We start from the raw sequence: 14299 nt of genomic DNA on the forward strand, positions 1-14299 counted from the left end.
CGGGGGCGGAGCCCCTGAGTCAGGGACGATGGGGGTCCCCCCGCTCGAGCGAAGCCGAGAGTGGGGGAGGGTAGGGGCGGCGGGGGCGAGGAAATGCCTCAGGCGCCCCCCCGGGTATCGATCGCAACAGGAGACCATCACTCATGACTCGCGTCGCCGCCATCGACTGCGGTACCAACTCGATCCGGCTGCTCGTCGCGGACGCGGATCCGGCGACGGGGGAACTCGTCGACCTGGACCGACGGATGACGATCGTCCGCCTGGGCCAGGGCGTCGACCGCACGGGCCGACTGGCGCCGGACGCGCTGGAGAGGACCTTCGCGGCCTGCCGCGAGTACGCGGCGATCGTCAAGGAACACGGCGCGGAGCGACTCCGCTTCGTCGCGACCTCCGCCTCCCGCGACGCCGAGAACCGAGACGAGTTCGTACGAGGAGTCCTCGACATCCTGGGCGTCGAGCCCGAGGTCATCTCGGGCGACCAGGAGGCGGAGTTCTCGTTCACGGGCGCCACCAAGGAGCTTGCAGGACGCGACGACCTCGCCAAGCCCTACCTCGTGGTGGACATCGGCGGCGGCTCCACGGAGTTCGTCGTGGGCGAGGGCCACGTCCGCGCCGCCCGCTCGGTCGACATCGGCTGCGTACGGATGACGGAACGGCACCTCGTGCACGACGGAGTGGTCAGCGACCCGCCTACCCCGGAGCAGATCGAGGCGATCCGCGCCGACATCGAGGCGGCCCTCGACCTCGCCGAGGAGTCCGTGCCGCTGCGCGAGGCCCGTACGCTCGTCGGGCTCGCCGGATCCGTGACCACCATCTCGGCGATCGCCCAGGACCTCCCGGAGTACGACTCCGAGGCCATCCACCACTCCCGGGTCTCCTACGAACGTGTCCGCGAGATCGCCGAGCGGCTGCTGTCCGCCACCCATGCCGAGCGTGCCGCGATCCCCTCGATGCACCCGGGCCGGGTCGACGTCATCGGCGCAGGCGCCCTCGTGCTGCTCTCGGTCATGGAACGGATCGGGGCGGACGAGGTGGTCGTGAGCGAGCACGACATCCTCGACGGGATCGCGTGGTCCGTGGCCTGAAGCCGGCCCGGACTGCCCCTCGACTGAGCAGGTCGGGAGACGTTTGAGCGCCTCGGAAGGCCTCTGAACGGTCTTGGAAACGGCCCCGGGAACGCCCCGTCGGAAAACTTCGTGAAGTTCTTCACAAGAGAATCGGCCCTGTTGGGCGAGGTTTTCGTCCCTACGGGTCGCCCGGGGCCCCTGGGAGGCTCCGGAGCATGATCAACAGAGTGTTCCGCGAGTGCTGCGATCGTATGAAAAAGGGGGCCGGTTCAGAGGGGTCGAACAGCCGGAGCGGCAGCTCACGCGGCATTGACAACGGCCCGTACCAGGCGCTGGTTCCCCTGCTGGACCATGACCTCGCTCACGTGGGCCGCGCAGTGTAACAGAGGGCGTGAAGAAGCTTGTGAAGGGGCGCACGAGCGACCCCCCTGGGGCAGGTGGATACTCGATGGCATGAGCACCACGGAGCGTCCCAGGATCCTCGTAGTAGGCGGTGGGTACGTAGGCCTGTACGCAGCTCGGCGCATTCTCAAGAAGATGCGCTACGGCGAGGCGACCGTCACGGTCGTCGACCCCCGGTCGTACATGACCTACCAGCCCTTCCTCCCCGAAGCCGCCGCCGGCAGCATTTCGCCTCGGCACGTCGTCGTCCCGCTGCGACGCGTGCTGCCCAAGGCGGAAGTTCTGACCGGCCGGGTCACGACCATCGACCAGGACCGCAAGGTCGCCACGATCGCCCCCCTCGTGGGCGAGGCGTACGAGCTGCCTTTCGACTACCTCGTCATCGCGATGGGCGCGGTCTCGCGCACCTTCCCGATCCCCGGCCTCGCCGAGCAGGGCATCGGTATGAAGGGCATCGAGGAGGCCATCGGCCTGCGCAACCACGTGCTTGAGCAGCTGGACAAGGCCGACTCCACGACGGACGAGGACGTGCGGCGCAAGGCGCTCACCTTCGTCTTCGTCGGCGGTGGCTTCGCGGGCGCGGAGACCATCGGCGAGGTCGAGGACATGGCCCGCGACGCGGCCAAGTACTACAACAACGTGTCGCGCGAGGACATGCGGTTCATCCTCGTCGACGCCGCGGACAAGATCCTTCCCGAGGTCGGTCCGAAGCTCGGCCAGTACGGCAAGGAGCACCTCGAAGGACGTGGGGTCGAGGTCTACCTCTCCACCTCCATGGACTCCTGCGTCGACGGCCACGTGGTGCTGAAGAACGGCCTCGAGGTCGACTCCAGCACCATCGTGTGGACGGCCGGCGTCAAGCCGAACCCGGTGCTCTCCCGCTTCGGTCTGCCGCTCGGTCCCCGTGGTCACGTGGACACCCGGACCACGCTCCAGGTGCAGGGCACGGACTACGTCTGGGCCGCCGGCGACAACGCCCAGGTGCCGGACCTCGTCGGCCGCAAGGCCGGCAACGAGAACGCCTGGTGCCCGCCGAACGCGCAGCACGCGCTGCGGCAGGCCCGGGTCCTCGGTGACAACGTGATCTCCGGTATGCGGGGCTTCCCGCAGAAGGACTACAGTCACGCCAACAAGGGTGCGGTCGCCGGGCTCGGCCTGCACAAGGGCGTCGCGATGATCGTCATGGGCAAGATGAAGATCAAGCTCAAGGGTCGTCTTGCCTGGTACATGCACCGGGGTTACCACGGGCTGGCCATGCCGACGTGGAACCGTAAGATCCGCGTCTTCGCCGACTGGACTCTTGCGATGTTCCTGAAGCGTGAGGTTGTGTCGCTCGGGGCCATGGAGACTCCTCGTGAGGAGTTCTACGAGGCTGCGAAGCCGGCGCCGGCGGTTGCCGCGAAGGCCGAGCCGGCGCCCGCCAAGACCGAGGAGAAGGCCAAGGCCTCCTGACCTCCGGTCATCTGCTTCACCCCGAAGGGGGCCTCCCGCCATCCGTGGTGCGGGAGGCCCCCTTCGGGGTTTTATCGCCCCCGCCGCCCCTAGTCCCGTCCCTGGGGGCTGCGCCCCCAGACCCCCGATCGGCCCGAACGGCCTCGTCCTCAAACGCCGGACGGGCTGACTACCAGCCTGTCCGGCCCCGTGGTTTGCGTGTTGACTGCATGTATTTTGCTCGGATGTAACGCTTTGGTGGGACTGCGCATCGGGCCCGTTGGTGTTTACGTGGTGTTGGAGTCTGTGGGATCCGTCATCACGGAGGTGTGCGTCATGCAGGACGCGGCGCTGCGGCTGAAGGCGCTGATGGAGCAGTTGCTGGGAGCCCCGCTCCCGGTGCGCATTCGCGCCTGGGACGGCTCGGAGGCGGGTCCGCCCGAGAGCCCCGTACTCGTCGTACGGAACCGCCGGGCCCTGCGCCGGCTGCTCTGGAAGCCTGGCGAACTGGGCATGGCCCGTGCCTGGGTCGCCGGGGACCTGACCGTGGACGGCGATCTGTACGCCGTCCTGGACGTCATGGCCGAGCTGGTGTGGGAGCGCGGCGAGGACGCCCGGACCCTGCGCGAGGCCCTGCGGGACCCGGACGTGCGGGCCGCCGTGTGGGGGCTCGTACGGATGGCGGGGCCGCCCCTGCCCCCCGCCCCGCCCCGCGAGGAGGTGCGCAGACGCTCCCACCTGCACACCAAGGGCAGCGACAGACGGGCGATCAGCCATCACTACGACGTGGGGAACGACTTCTACGAGATCGTCCTAGGGCCCTCCATGGTCTACTCGTGCGCCTACTGGGACTCCTCGGACGGCACGCTTGAGGACGCCCAGCGCGACAAGCTCGGACTCGTCGCCCGCAAGCTCGATCTGAAGCCGGGCATGCGGCTGCTCGACGTCGGCTGCGGCTGGGGTTCGATGGCCATACACGCCGCCCGCGAGCACGGCGTGAGCGTCGTCGGCGTCACCCTGTCCCAGGAGCAGGCCGCGTACGCCCGCAAGCGCGTCGCGGAGGAGGGTCTGACCGACCGGATCGAGATCCGCGTCCAGGACTACCGCGACGTCACGGACGGGCCCTACGACGCGATCTCCTCCGTGGGTATGGCCGAACACGTCGGCAGTGAGCGCTATCTGGAGTACGCCCGGGTGCTGTTCGGTCTCCTCGGGCCGGGCGGGCGGCTTCTGAACCACCAGATCGGGCGCCGGCCGTGGCGGGACGAGTCGGGGTACGAACTCGACGCGTTCATGGACAGGTACGTCTTCCCGGACGGGGAGCTGGAGCCGGTCGGCGGGACTGTGAGCCAGTTGGAGAACGCCGGGTTCGAGGTCCGTGACGTCGAGTCGATCCGTGAGCACTACGGGCTGACGCTGCGCCGGTGGGTGGCCAACCTGGAGGCCGACTGGCCGACCGCGGTCCGTCTCACCAGCCCCGGCCGGGCCCGCGTCTGGCGCCTCTACATGGCCGCCTCGGCGCTCGCCTTCGAGCGCAACCGCATCGGCGTGAACCAGGTGCTGGCGGTGAGGACCCCGGACACCGGCACCTCGGGGATGCCGCTGCGCGCCCGCTCCTGGCGGTAGGACGTACGTGAGTGGGGCCCCGGACGACGCTCGTCCGGGGCCCCACTCCTGTGCGCACCGCCAGCAACTACTCGCTCTTGATCGCCATCAGCGGGTTCAGCTTCGCCGCGCTGCGCGCCGGCCACATCGCCGCGAGGACGCCGACCAGGCCCGCGATGCAGAGGAAGACGGCGATCCGGCCGAACGGGATCTCCATGCTGTACGTCTTCACCGTGCCGGAGATGCTGTCGCCCGCCACCCAGCCCATGAAGAGGCCGAGACCGATGCCGAGCACCGCACCGAACAGGGAGATGATGATCGCCTCCAGGCGCACCATCTGCTTGACCTTCGCGCGGTCGAGACCGATGGCCCGCATCATGCCGATCTCGTGCTTCCGCTCGAAGACCGACATGGCCAGGGTGTTGATGACACCGAGGACCGCGATCAGGATGGCCATCGCCAGGAGGCCGTAGAGCATGTTCAGCATCAGGTTGATCGCGCCGGCGATCTCGTTGTTGAGCGCGTTCTTGTCCTGGATCTTGATGGCGGGGTTGTCGCCCAGGGCCTTGACGATGGCGTCCTCGGCCCGGTCGGAGACACCGTCCTTCATCTTCACCATGACCTGCTGATCGGTGACCTTCGACAGGTGCGGGTCGACCACGGCGAGCGGCGCGAACAGACCGTTGAGCATCTCGTTCTGCTCGTAGACGCCGGCGACCTTCAGCCGGGCCGTCTCGCCGTCGTCGAACTTCACCGGGACGGTGTCACCCGTCTTCAGGCCCTCGTCGTCCGCGGTCTCCTTGTCGACCAGTGTGGAGGCGCCGGTCAGGTTCGCGAGGGAGCCGCTGGTGAAGTCGAGGCTCACCAGCTTGCCGAAGGCCTTCTCGTCGACGCCGGAGACCTCGATGTACGAGTCGCCGAGCTCGCCGTAGGCCGGGCGCAACGGGCTGCTCGCCTCGACGTCGGGGAGCTTGTCCAGCTGCTCGCGGACCTCGGGGGCCAGCGGCTGGTAGTTCGCCATGGAGACGGTGTAGTCGGCCTTCAGGGAGTCCGAGGCCATCTTGTTGATGGCGCTGCCCATGGAGGTCGCGACCACCGTCATCGCCGTGATGAGGGTCAGGCCGATCATCAGGGCCGAGGCGGTGGAGGCCGTGCGGCGCGGGTTGCGCACCGCGTTGAGCCGGGACAGCTTGCCCGTGACGCCGAACGGCTTCAGGAGCGGGGCCGACGCGGCGATGAACGGGCGCGACAGGAGCGGCGTGAGGACGATGACACCGACGAGGATCACTCCGGCGCCGCCGGCCTTCACGTAGTTGTCGTCCATGAACAGCATGACCGCGCCGAGGGCGACGATGACCGAGCCGAGGGTGTTGCGGACGACGAGACCGCGCGTGGTCGGCGTCGCGTGGACGCTGTTCATCGCGGCGACCGGCGGGATCTTCGCGGCGCGGCGGCCCGGCAGCCAGGCGGCCAGCATGGTCACGACCACGCCGATGACCAGCGCGACGACGATCGTGGTCGGGGCGATGACGAGCGGCCCGTCGGGCAGGGAGGCGCCCGCGGAGTTCATCAGGGACTCCAGGCCCATGGCCACGCCGATGCCGAGCGCGAAGCCGGTCACCGCGGCCGCCAGGCCCACGAGGAACGCCTCGATGAGCACGGAGCGCGTCACCTGGCGGCGCGAGGCGCCGATGGCGCGCATCAGGGCCAGCTCCTTGGTGCGCTGGGCGACCAGCATGGTGAAGGTGTTGGCGATGATGAAGATGCCGACGAACAGGGCGATGCCCGCGAAGATGAGCAGGACCTGGCTCATCGCACTGGTCTGCTCCTCGATCATCGCCTCCTGGTCGTCGGAGAGCTGGGCACCGGAGAGGGCGACCGTCTCCTTCGGCAGGATCTTCTCGACCGAGCTCTTCAGCGCCGTCTCGGAGGTGCCCGCGGCGGCCTTCACGTCGATCTCGTCGTACTGGCTCTTGCCGAGGACCTTCATGGCGGTGTCGTTGTCGAACACCACCAGGCTGCCGCCCGCGAGGACGCTGCCGTCCTCGGTGTCGAAGACGCCGCTGATCCTCGCCTGCCTCACCGGGCCGTCGGTGGAGTAGCGGACCGTGTCACCGACCTTGTAGCCGGTGCGTCCGGCGGTCCTGGAGTCGAGCGCGATCTCACCGGCGGACTTGGGTGCCGCGCCCTCGGTGAAGTCGTAGCGGGGGTCCTTGCCGTCCTTGCCGGGGTAGTAGTTGGCACCGGAGGTGCCCCAGTCGCCGCCTACGAGCTTGCCGTCCTTGTCGGCGAGCGCGGTGAAGTCCATGACGCCGCCGATCGCCGAGTCGGCGCCGGGCAGGTTCTGGGTCTTCTTCAGGAGGGCGTCGGTCAGCCGCGGCGGCTTCTTGGCCTCGCCGTCGTCACCGGACTCGTAGTAGGAGCCGCCTTCGGGCTGTATGGCGACCGAGACGTGGTCGAAGCTCTTCGCCGACTTGTTCTTGTAGGCGTTGCCGAAGGTGTCGGTGAAGACCAGGGTGCCGGAGACGAAGGCGACGCCGAGCATGACGGCGAGCACGGTCATCAACAGCCTGGCCTTGTGCGCGAGGACGTTGCGCAGGGCGGTACGGAACATGGGTTTCTGTCCTGGTGGAGGAGGAGGCGGGACGAGACGCGGCGGGGCGCGAGGGCGCGTTGTCGGCTAGCTCGTACGGCCCTTGGCGTCGAAGGCCTTCATCCGGTCGAGGACGCCGTCGGCGGTCGGCGAGAGCATCTCGTCGACGATCCGCCCGTCGGCCAGGAAGATCACGCGGTCCGCGTACGCCGCGGCCACCGGGTCGTGGGTGACCATGACGACGGTCTGCCCCATCTCCCGTACTGAGTTGCGGAGGAAGCCCAGCACCTCGGCACCCGATCGCGAGTCCAGGTTTCCGGTGGGCTCGTCGCCGAAGATGATGTCCGGGCGGGACGCCAGCGCGCGGGCCACGGCGACGCGCTGCTGCTGGCCGCCGGAGAGCTCGGTGGGACGGTGGGAGAGGCGGTCGGCCAGGCCCACCATCCGGATCACGTTGTTGAGCCACTCCTTGTCCGGCTTGCGGCCCGCGATGTCCATGGGGAGGGTGATGTTCTCCAGGGCGGTGAGGGTCGGCAGGAGGTTGAACGCCTGGAAGATGAAGCCGATCTTGTCCCGGCGCAGCTTGGTCAGCTGCTTGTCCTTGAGGGAGCCGAGTTCGGTGTCGCCGATGCGGACCGAGCCGGAGGAGAAGCTGTCCAGGCCCGCCACGCAGTGCATCAGCGTGGACTTGCCGGAGCCGGAGGGGCCCATGATCGCGGTGAACTCGGCCTGCCGGAAGTCGACGGAGACCCGGTCCAGGGCGACCACCTGGGTCTCCCCCTGTCCGTAGACCTTGGACAGTTCCGAGGCGCGGGCGGCCACCGTGGTGGCACGGTCGGCGAGGGGCGTGGTGGTCACGGAAGGGTGCTCCTTGTCGGTACGACGACGAGTGAGGACGACAGTTCCATCGTCGGCGTCGATCGGCGCCGTGTAGTCACCCGCTGTTCCGGTTCCGAAGGCAGCCTTGGGTCGGACCCGGCGAGCCCGTGTCATACCTGGGGATGACGTCCGTCCCTGAGAGGGAATCGGCGACGGTTCGTCAGGTTCCGCTCGTTCGGGCGGTGAAATCACGTCATTCCCCATACGCCGTCAAGCTTCGGCCGAACGGCATTTGGCATGTGCTGATGGCGCGTACCGTGGGCTGATGCACCCTCAGACGTCAATAAAATAAGACAACATCGGGCTGCCCTTCCGCTGTTCGGGGGATCTGTCCCGATAGGCTCGGAACACTCGACGCGGAGCCCATGGCCTGCCCGGATGGTGGAATGCAGACACGGCGAGCTTAAACCTCGCTGCCCCTCGCGGGCGTACCGGTTCAAGTCCGGTTCCGGGCACCTCCGACACTTCCGCTTTTTCCGGCGTATCCCAATGAAGGGTGCATCCTTCATTGAAGACTTCACCTCACAACCGTTGACAGCGGGTTCTGCCCGTCGGAGACTCACCGTAGTGATTTGGTGAAGTTTGGTTCACTGGGCGAACGCGATGAGGGTCGCTCACTTCAGTTTCGTAGCGCGAAGGGGCGAGTCGATGCGTACCACCGTCGGGATCATCGGGGCCGGACCGGCCGGGCTGCTGCTGGCGCGGCTGCTGCACAACGCGGGGATCGACTCCGTCGTGCTGGAGAGCCGGGACCGGGCCTATGTGGAGCATCGGCAGCGGGCCGGGATCCTGGAGCAGGGGACCGTGGACGTGCTGCGGGCGGCGGGTGCCGGTGAGCGCATGGACCGTGAGGGGCTCCGGCACGACGGCATCGAGCTGCGGTTCGACCGGCGGCGGCACCGGGTCGACTTTCCCGCTCTGACCGGTGGGCGGTCCGTGATGGTCTACGCCCAGACCGAGGTGTGCAAGGACCTCATCGCGCTTCAGCTCAAGGAGGGCGGGCCGCTCCTCTTCGAGGCGGAGGCCCTCGCCGTGGAGGGGGCGGCGAGTGAAGCTCCGCGGGTGCGTTTTCGGCATGAAGGGCGCGAGGACGTGCTGGAGTGCTCGTACGTGGTCGGGTGCGATGGTTTCTGGGGGGTCGCCCGCAAGGCCATTCCTGCCGAGCTCACCCGGGTCTTCGAGCGGACTTACCCGTTCGGGTGGCTCGGGATCCTCGCCGATGTGCCGCCCTCGCACGACGAGCTCGTCTACGCCCGGCACGACCGTGGCTTCGCCCTGCTGTCCATGCGGTCGCCCGTCGTCTCGCGGCTCTACCTCCAGGTGCCCGAGGGCACGGACGCCGAGGAGTGGGCCGACGAGGAGATCTGGGACGAGCTGGAGCGGCGGTTCGAGACGGGGGACGGCTGGCGGCTGGAGCGGGGGCCCATCACCCAGAAGTCCGTCACACCCATGCGCAGCCATGTGCACGAGCCGATGCGGTACGGGCGGCTCTTCCTCGCCGGTGACGCCGCCCACATCGTGCCGCCGACCGGCGCCAAGGGGCTGAACCTCGCGGTCGGTGACGTGGTCACCTTCGCGCGGGCCCTGGCGTACGAGCGGGAGACCGGGTCGGCCGAACTGCTCGACGCGTACTCCGAGACCTGTCTGCGGCGGGTGTGGCAGGCCGAGCGGTTCTCGTACGAGATGACGACGCTGCTGCACCGGCCTGCCGACGCGACGCCCTTCGAGGACCGGATCCAGCTCGCCCGGCTGGCGCGGATCGCCGGCGCGCGGGCCGCCGAGCAGGACCTCGCCGAGGGATACACGGGCTTCCCGCTGGAGTGAGACACCCCGGAAGAGGGAACCGGAACAGTGCGTACCGGCGTTGTAACGGTGCGGGGAATGCCGGGTCTCGGCCTGGTGTTCCCGGTCACAAGAGGGGAAAGATCCTCCCCAGGCACTAGAGGCTTTCTTTTGCCTACCCATTACTCTTGAGCCAAGGCCACGCAGGGTGGCCATGGAGGAGTGAAATGAGGAGCAGCAACCCGGTCTTCTCGCGACGGGGGTTCAGCCGCGACAACGGCTACGCGGGCTTCAACACCGCGCCGCAGGCCGGGGGCCCCGCTGTCGGAACGCAGGGGAACCCGTACGCGGGCACCCCGCACGCCCCGCAGGTCGGCAACCCGTACGCGCAGAATCCTTACGCCCCGCAGGACCTCCAGCACGGCGCGCCGCCGCAGGCCCCGCCCGCCGCCGGCCGCATGACGATGGACGACGTCGTCTCGCGTACGGCCATGACGCTCGGCACGGTCACCGTCGGTGCCGTGCTCGCCTGGGCGCTGCTGCCGGTCACGTCGACCAGCTTCGGCCTGGCCATCGGCTCCGCGCTGATCGCAATGGTCTTCGCGCTCGTACAGGCCTTCAAGCGCAAGGCCTCGCCCCCGCTGATCCTGGCTTACGCCGCCTTCGAGGGTGTTTTCCTCGGCGTGATCAGCGAGATGTTCAACAGCCGGTGGAGTGGCGCGCCCTTCCAGGCCGTGCTCGGCACCATGGCGGTGTCCGGCGCCACCCTGCTGGTCTACAAGGCGGGCTGGATCCGCGTCACCGCCCGGTACGCGCGCATCGGCATGGCCATCGCCATCGCCTTCGTGCTCGTCATGGCGGTCAACCTGCTGCTGGTCGTCTTCGGTGTCGCCGATGACGGCGGGCTGCGGAGCATGGGCCCGCTGGGCGCGATCGTCGGCATTCTCGCGATCGTCCTCGGTGCGTTCTTCCTGACGCTCGACTTCAAGCAGATCGAGGACGGCATCGCCTACGGCGCCCCCCGCGACGAGTCCTGGCTGGCCGCCTTCGGCCTCACCATGAGCCTCGTCTGGATCTACCTGGAGATGCTGCGCCTGGTCGCGATCTTCAGCGGCAACGATTAGCAGGACCCGCAGTCGGAAGGGCCCGCGAACCACGGTTCGCGGGCCCTTCCATTTTTGTCGGGTGCAGGAGCAGAGCGAAACCGCTCAGCGCAGTTTGCGCGCGGCCCTCCTCAGGTCGTACTCGTGAATGATGGCTTTGGCGTGGCCGTACGCGAGGTCGTGCTCGGCGCGGAGCCAGCTGACCTTCTCCTCGAAGCGGAAGAGAGCGGGGCCTTCGTCGACGGTGCGCAGCCAGTCGGAGATCTCACGACCGGTGCAATGGGGGATGCGGGCGAGCAGATTGCGATGGGTCTCCTCGGAGAAGACTTGGGACATCGGCGCCTCCGGACGCATGGGATGTAAGCCGGTCCTTCAAGTCACCGTGCCTGAGCGTTGGCCTGTTGGCAACAGTCCAGATGAGGCGCGTAGGGTCGGCGCGTGCTTGATACGACGCCTTTGACGCGGGCCGTGGAACATTTCGCCGACCGGTTGCGGGCCGCTCCGCAGAGTCGGTTGCAACGGGGGGCTGCCGCGGAAGCGCTGGGGCTGGCCAGGGAGTTGGCACTGCGTGCCCAGCGGTTGGAGGACCCCTTGCGGGAGCCTCTGGAGATGCCGGATGCGGGGATGTTCGCCGCGGCGGATCAGATCACTCTGGCTGGGAATGACTTGGCTGTTGTGCTGACCACGGGGGATGAGGTCGTGGATGCTGTGCGGGTTGTTGAGGAGGCGCAGAAGAGGGCGGGGGTTTGAGGTTCGCCTGCGACTGCGGGTGCGTTGTGGCTGAGCGCGCAGTTCCCCGCGCCCCTTACGGGGCCCGCCGCGCGGGTTCCCGCGCCGCTGAGCCCCTAAAGGCAAAAGGGGCTACAGCGAGGCTATGACCCGGTCCGCCAGGACGTAGACGTTCTCGTTCGCGCATTCGAAGGTCAGGGCGTAGGCGCCTGAGACTCCGGAGCCGCCCAGGAGGACCGGGGGGTGGCCGGTGCGGAGGGAATCGGCGAGGCGGTCGGCGGTTTCGCGGTGGCCCGGGGTCATGCACAGGGTGGTGCCGTCGGCGAAGACGTAGACGTCGAGCGTGCCGAGCGGGCCGGGGCGGATGTCGGTGAGTTCCGTGCGGGACTCGGCCAACTCCTCCAGGCAGGACACCGTGCGTTCGTGGTCGTTCACGACCGGTGACTGGACCGGTACGAAGTCCGGGTGCGAGGGGTGACGGCGGCGGGCCGCGGCCAGTTCGGGGGAGTCCCCGGCGAACTCGTCGGCGTCGGCGGCAGGCTCGGTCACCGGCTCCAGGTGTTCGAGGCCCGCGAAGTCCGACTGGCGCGGCAGGAACAGATCGCTGTCCGGCAGGCCGAGCAGAGTGGGCGAGTCCGAGGCGTCACGCGCCTCCTGGGCGGCCCAGAACGCCCGGGCCTCGGCGAGCTCCCGCTCCCGCTCCTCGGCGAGCGCCTCGGCCACGGCGGCACGTATCTCGTCCGTGTCCGTGGTCGAGCGCGCGGACGGCACGAGACCGCGGACGGCCGTGGCGCGGCTGTCGGCGAGCTGGGTGTGCAGGGCCGCCACCTGTCGGCGCAGCGCCAGCAGGGTGCGCAGAACGGCGACGCCCACGGCCGTGGTGGCGGCTGTGGCGAGCAGCAGAGCAAGAGACGTGGTGCTCACTGACGTACTCCCGGTTCAAAGTCGACCCCCGACTTCCTACATCAGCTTGAAGGGCGGACTAACCAGCTGTCAGTGCGTAACGTCACGAAAGGGACAGGACTTTAGGCCTGATGTTTGGTTGCGTAACGGCTCTGACCTGCGTAAATCCCTCTCCAGAGGGAGATAGGTCACATCCTGGGGGAGATTGGATCACAAATCGGCCCGTAGCCCCGGTGGTTGTGGGGTTCCGGGCCGATTCGGTCACGCTGAGTTCAACTGCGGTTACAGCGGCGGCGCTTCGGTTCGGGCGCCGGCGGCCGTGGTGGATCCGGCTACTAGCTCAGGCGCTCGATGACCATCGCCATGCCCTGGCCGCCGCCGACGCACATCGTCTCCAGGCCGAACTGCTTGTCGTGGAACTGGAGGGAGTTGATGAGCGTGCCGGTGATGCGGGCGCCGGTCATGCCGAAGGGGTGGCCGACCGCGATCGCGCCGCCGTTCACGTTCAGCTTGTCCAGCGGGATGTTCAGGTCGCGGTAGGAGGGGATCACCTGGGCGGCGAACGCCTCGTTGATCTCGAACAGGTCGATGTCGTCGACGGTCAGGCCGGCGCGGCTCAGGGCCTGCTTCGACGCCTCGACCGGGCCGAGGCCCATGATCTCGGGGGAGAGGCCGGTGACGCCGGTCGAGACGACCCGGGCGAGGGGGGTCAGGCCGAGCTCGCGGGCCTTCGTGTCGGACATGATCACCACGGCGGCGGCGCCGTCGTTCAGCGGGCAGCAGTTGCCCGCCGTGACGAGTCCGTCCGGGCGGAAGACCGGCTTGAGGCCCTGGACACCTTCGAGGGTGACGCCGGCGCGGGGGCCGTCGTCCTTCGAGACGACCGTGCCGTCCGGGGTCGTGACCGGGGTGATCTCGCGCTCCCAGAAGCCGTTCTTGATGGCTTCCTCGGCGAGGTTCTGCGAGCGGACGCCGAACTCGTCCATGTCCTGGCGGGTGACGCCCTTGATGCGGGCGAGGTTCTCCGCGGTCTGGCCCATGGCGATGTACGGGTCGGGGACGATGCCGTCCTCGCGCGGGTCGTGCCAGCTCGCGCCCTCGCTGGCGGCGACCTCCGCGGTGCGGGCCTCCGCGTCCGCGAAGAGGGGGTTGTGTGTGTCCGGGAGGCTGTCGGAGTTGCCCTTCGTGAAGCGGGACACCATCTCCACGCCCGCCGAGATGAAGACGTCGCCCTCGCCCGCCTTGATGGCGTGCAGGGCCATGCGGGTCGTCTGGAGCGACGAGGAACAGTAACGGGTGATCGTGCAGCCGGGGAGGTGGTCCATCCCCATCTGTACGGCGACGATGCGGCCGAGGTTGCTGCCCTGCTCCCCGCCGGGGAGGCCGCAGCCGAGCATCAGGTCCTCGATGTCCTTGGGGTCCAGCTCGGGGACCTTGGCGAGGGCGGCCTGGATGATCGTGGCGGTGAGGTCGTCCGGGCGCAGGTCCTTGAGGGAGCCCTTGAAAGCGCGGCCGATGGGGGAGCGGGCGGTCGAGACGATCACGGCTTCGGGCATCTACGGCTCCAATGGGAAGGGGCGGCGCGCAGCGCCTCGTTGAGGGGTGGTGGTCGGGTGGCGGGCGGGAGTAACGGGGGTGTAGGCGGACCTGTCTGGGAAGTTACCCGTACGTATGGGTGAGGTCACGGGTGTGGGTGTGTGACTCGGACCGCATTTGTCTAAGCGCTTGCTTTCCTCGCCCCCGCCGCCCTTACCCGTCCCGTCCCTGGGGGCTGCCGCCCCCAGACCCCCGCATCGGCCTGAACG

Annotated in this window: 11 protein-coding genes and 1 tRNA gene; 7 read left to right on the forward strand and 5 right to left on the reverse strand. The window is 68.6% G+C overall.

Features of this window, described 5'->3' with window-relative positions:
• The first annotated feature begins 143 nt into the window (after positions 1 to 143).
• The 3 genes from O3Q52_RS33315 to O3Q52_RS33325 all read left to right on the forward strand — a co-directional run bounded on the left by O3Q52_RS33315 (position 144) and on the right by O3Q52_RS33325 (position 4526).
• Positions 144 to 1085 carry a Ppx/GppA phosphatase family protein gene (locus tag O3Q52_RS33315; RefSeq protein ID WP_269652393.1) on the forward strand — a complete coding sequence of 314 codons (942 nt, stop codon included), beginning with the start codon at positions 144 to 146 and terminating at the stop codon, positions 1083 to 1085.
• Between the two features lie 435 nt (positions 1086 to 1520).
• Positions 1521 to 2921 carry an NAD(P)/FAD-dependent oxidoreductase gene (locus O3Q52_RS33320; protein ID WP_269652394.1) on the forward strand — a complete coding sequence of 467 codons (1401 nt, stop codon included), beginning with the start codon at positions 1521 to 1523 and terminating at the stop codon, positions 2919 to 2921.
• A gap of 315 nt (positions 2922 to 3236) precedes the next feature.
• Complete coding sequence (locus tag O3Q52_RS33325; RefSeq protein ID WP_269652401.1) at positions 3237 to 4526, forward strand: cyclopropane-fatty-acyl-phospholipid synthase family protein; 1290 nt, start codon at positions 3237 to 3239, stop codon at positions 4524 to 4526.
• Between the two features lie 67 nt (positions 4527 to 4593).
• Here the strand turns inward: O3Q52_RS33325 and O3Q52_RS33330 are convergent, their stop codons facing one another.
• Together O3Q52_RS33330 and O3Q52_RS33335 are read right to left on the reverse strand one after the other, a co-directional pair.
• Positions 4594 to 7119: an ABC transporter permease gene (locus O3Q52_RS33330; RefSeq protein WP_269652395.1), complete on the reverse strand. Its 2526-nt coding sequence runs from the start codon at positions 7117 to 7119 to the stop codon at positions 4594 to 4596.
• Between the two features lie 66 nt (positions 7120 to 7185).
• A complete protein-coding gene (locus O3Q52_RS33335) occupies positions 7186 to 7956 on the reverse strand; it encodes an ABC transporter ATP-binding protein (RefSeq protein ID WP_269652396.1) in 771 nt (256 codons plus the stop codon).
• Between the two features lie 393 nt (positions 7957 to 8349).
• On the opposite strand from O3Q52_RS33335, the gene O3Q52_RS33340 reads away from it, so the two are divergent.
• The 3 genes from O3Q52_RS33340 to O3Q52_RS33350 all read left to right on the forward strand — a co-directional run bounded on the left by O3Q52_RS33340 (position 8350) and on the right by O3Q52_RS33350 (position 10883).
• A tRNA-Leu gene (locus O3Q52_RS33340) sits at positions 8350 to 8432 on the forward strand.
• A gap of 193 nt (positions 8433 to 8625) precedes the next feature.
• Positions 8626 to 9801, forward strand: coding sequence for a 4-hydroxybenzoate 3-monooxygenase (locus tag O3Q52_RS33345; protein WP_269652397.1), 1176 nt, complete (start codon positions 8626 to 8628; stop codon positions 9799 to 9801).
• 185 nt (positions 9802 to 9986) lie between these two features.
• Positions 9987 to 10883 (forward strand): Bax inhibitor-1/YccA family protein, encoded by an 897-nt coding sequence (locus O3Q52_RS33350; RefSeq protein WP_269652398.1) that lies wholly within the window; start codon positions 9987 to 9989, stop codon positions 10881 to 10883.
• Between the two features lie 84 nt (positions 10884 to 10967).
• Here the strand turns inward: O3Q52_RS33350 and O3Q52_RS33355 are convergent, their stop codons facing one another.
• Positions 10968 to 11198, reverse strand: coding sequence for a DUF4287 domain-containing protein (locus tag O3Q52_RS33355; RefSeq protein WP_200396381.1), 231 nt, complete (start codon positions 11196 to 11198; stop codon positions 10968 to 10970).
• A 102-nt stretch (positions 11199 to 11300) separates the two neighbouring features.
• On the opposite strand from O3Q52_RS33355, the gene O3Q52_RS33360 reads away from it, so the two are divergent.
• Positions 11301 to 11612 carry a hypothetical protein gene (locus tag O3Q52_RS33360; protein ID WP_266759675.1) on the forward strand — a complete coding sequence of 104 codons (312 nt, stop codon included), beginning with the start codon at positions 11301 to 11303 and terminating at the stop codon, positions 11610 to 11612.
• 111 nt (positions 11613 to 11723) lie between these two features.
• On the opposite strand, the gene O3Q52_RS33365 is transcribed toward O3Q52_RS33360, so the two are convergent.
• The gene (locus tag O3Q52_RS33365; protein WP_269652399.1) at positions 11724 to 12515 is read right to left on the reverse strand and encodes a hypothetical protein; all 792 of its coding nucleotides are present in this window, start codon (positions 12513 to 12515) and stop codon (positions 11724 to 11726) included.
• Between the two features lie 314 nt (positions 12516 to 12829).
• Positions 12830 to 14050, reverse strand: a complete 1221-nt coding sequence (locus O3Q52_RS33370) for an acetyl-CoA C-acetyltransferase (RefSeq protein ID WP_269652400.1) — start codon at positions 14048 to 14050, stop codon at positions 12830 to 12832.
• Positions 14051 to 14299: the final 249 nt, after the last annotated feature.

This window comes from Streptomyces sp. ActVer (assembly GCF_027270795.1).
GTDB lineage: Bacteria > Actinomycetota > Actinomycetes > Streptomycetales > Streptomycetaceae > Streptomyces > Streptomyces umbrinus_A.

Bases quoted from the DNA above. Each gene is read 5' to 3' on its own strand.
- O3Q52_RS33315 (WP_269652393.1), top strand. From the start codon at position 144: ATGACTCGCGTCGCCGCCATCGACTGCGGTACCAACTCGATCCGGCTG.
- O3Q52_RS33320 (WP_269652394.1), top strand. From the start codon at position 1,521: ATGAGCACCACGGAGCGTCCCAGGATCCTCGTAGTAGGCGGTGGGTAC.
- O3Q52_RS33325 (WP_269652401.1), top strand. From the start codon at position 3,237: ATGCAGGACGCGGCGCTGCGGCTGAAGGCGCTGATGGAGCAGTTGCTG.
- O3Q52_RS33330 (WP_269652395.1), bottom strand. From the start codon at position 7,119: ATGTTCCGTACCGCCCTGCGCAACGTCCTCGCGCACAAGGCCAGGCTG.
- O3Q52_RS33345 (WP_269652397.1), top strand. From the start codon at position 8,626: ATGCGTACCACCGTCGGGATCATCGGGGCCGGACCGGCCGGGCTGCTG.
- O3Q52_RS33350 (WP_269652398.1), top strand. From the start codon at position 9,987: ATGAGGAGCAGCAACCCGGTCTTCTCGCGACGGGGGTTCAGCCGCGAC.
- O3Q52_RS33355 (WP_200396381.1), bottom strand. From the start codon at position 11,198: ATGTCCCAAGTCTTCTCCGAGGAGACCCATCGCAATCTGCTCGCCCGC.
- O3Q52_RS33370 (WP_269652400.1), bottom strand. From the start codon at position 14,050: ATGCCCGAAGCCGTGATCGTCTCGACCGCCCGCTCCCCCATCGGCCGC.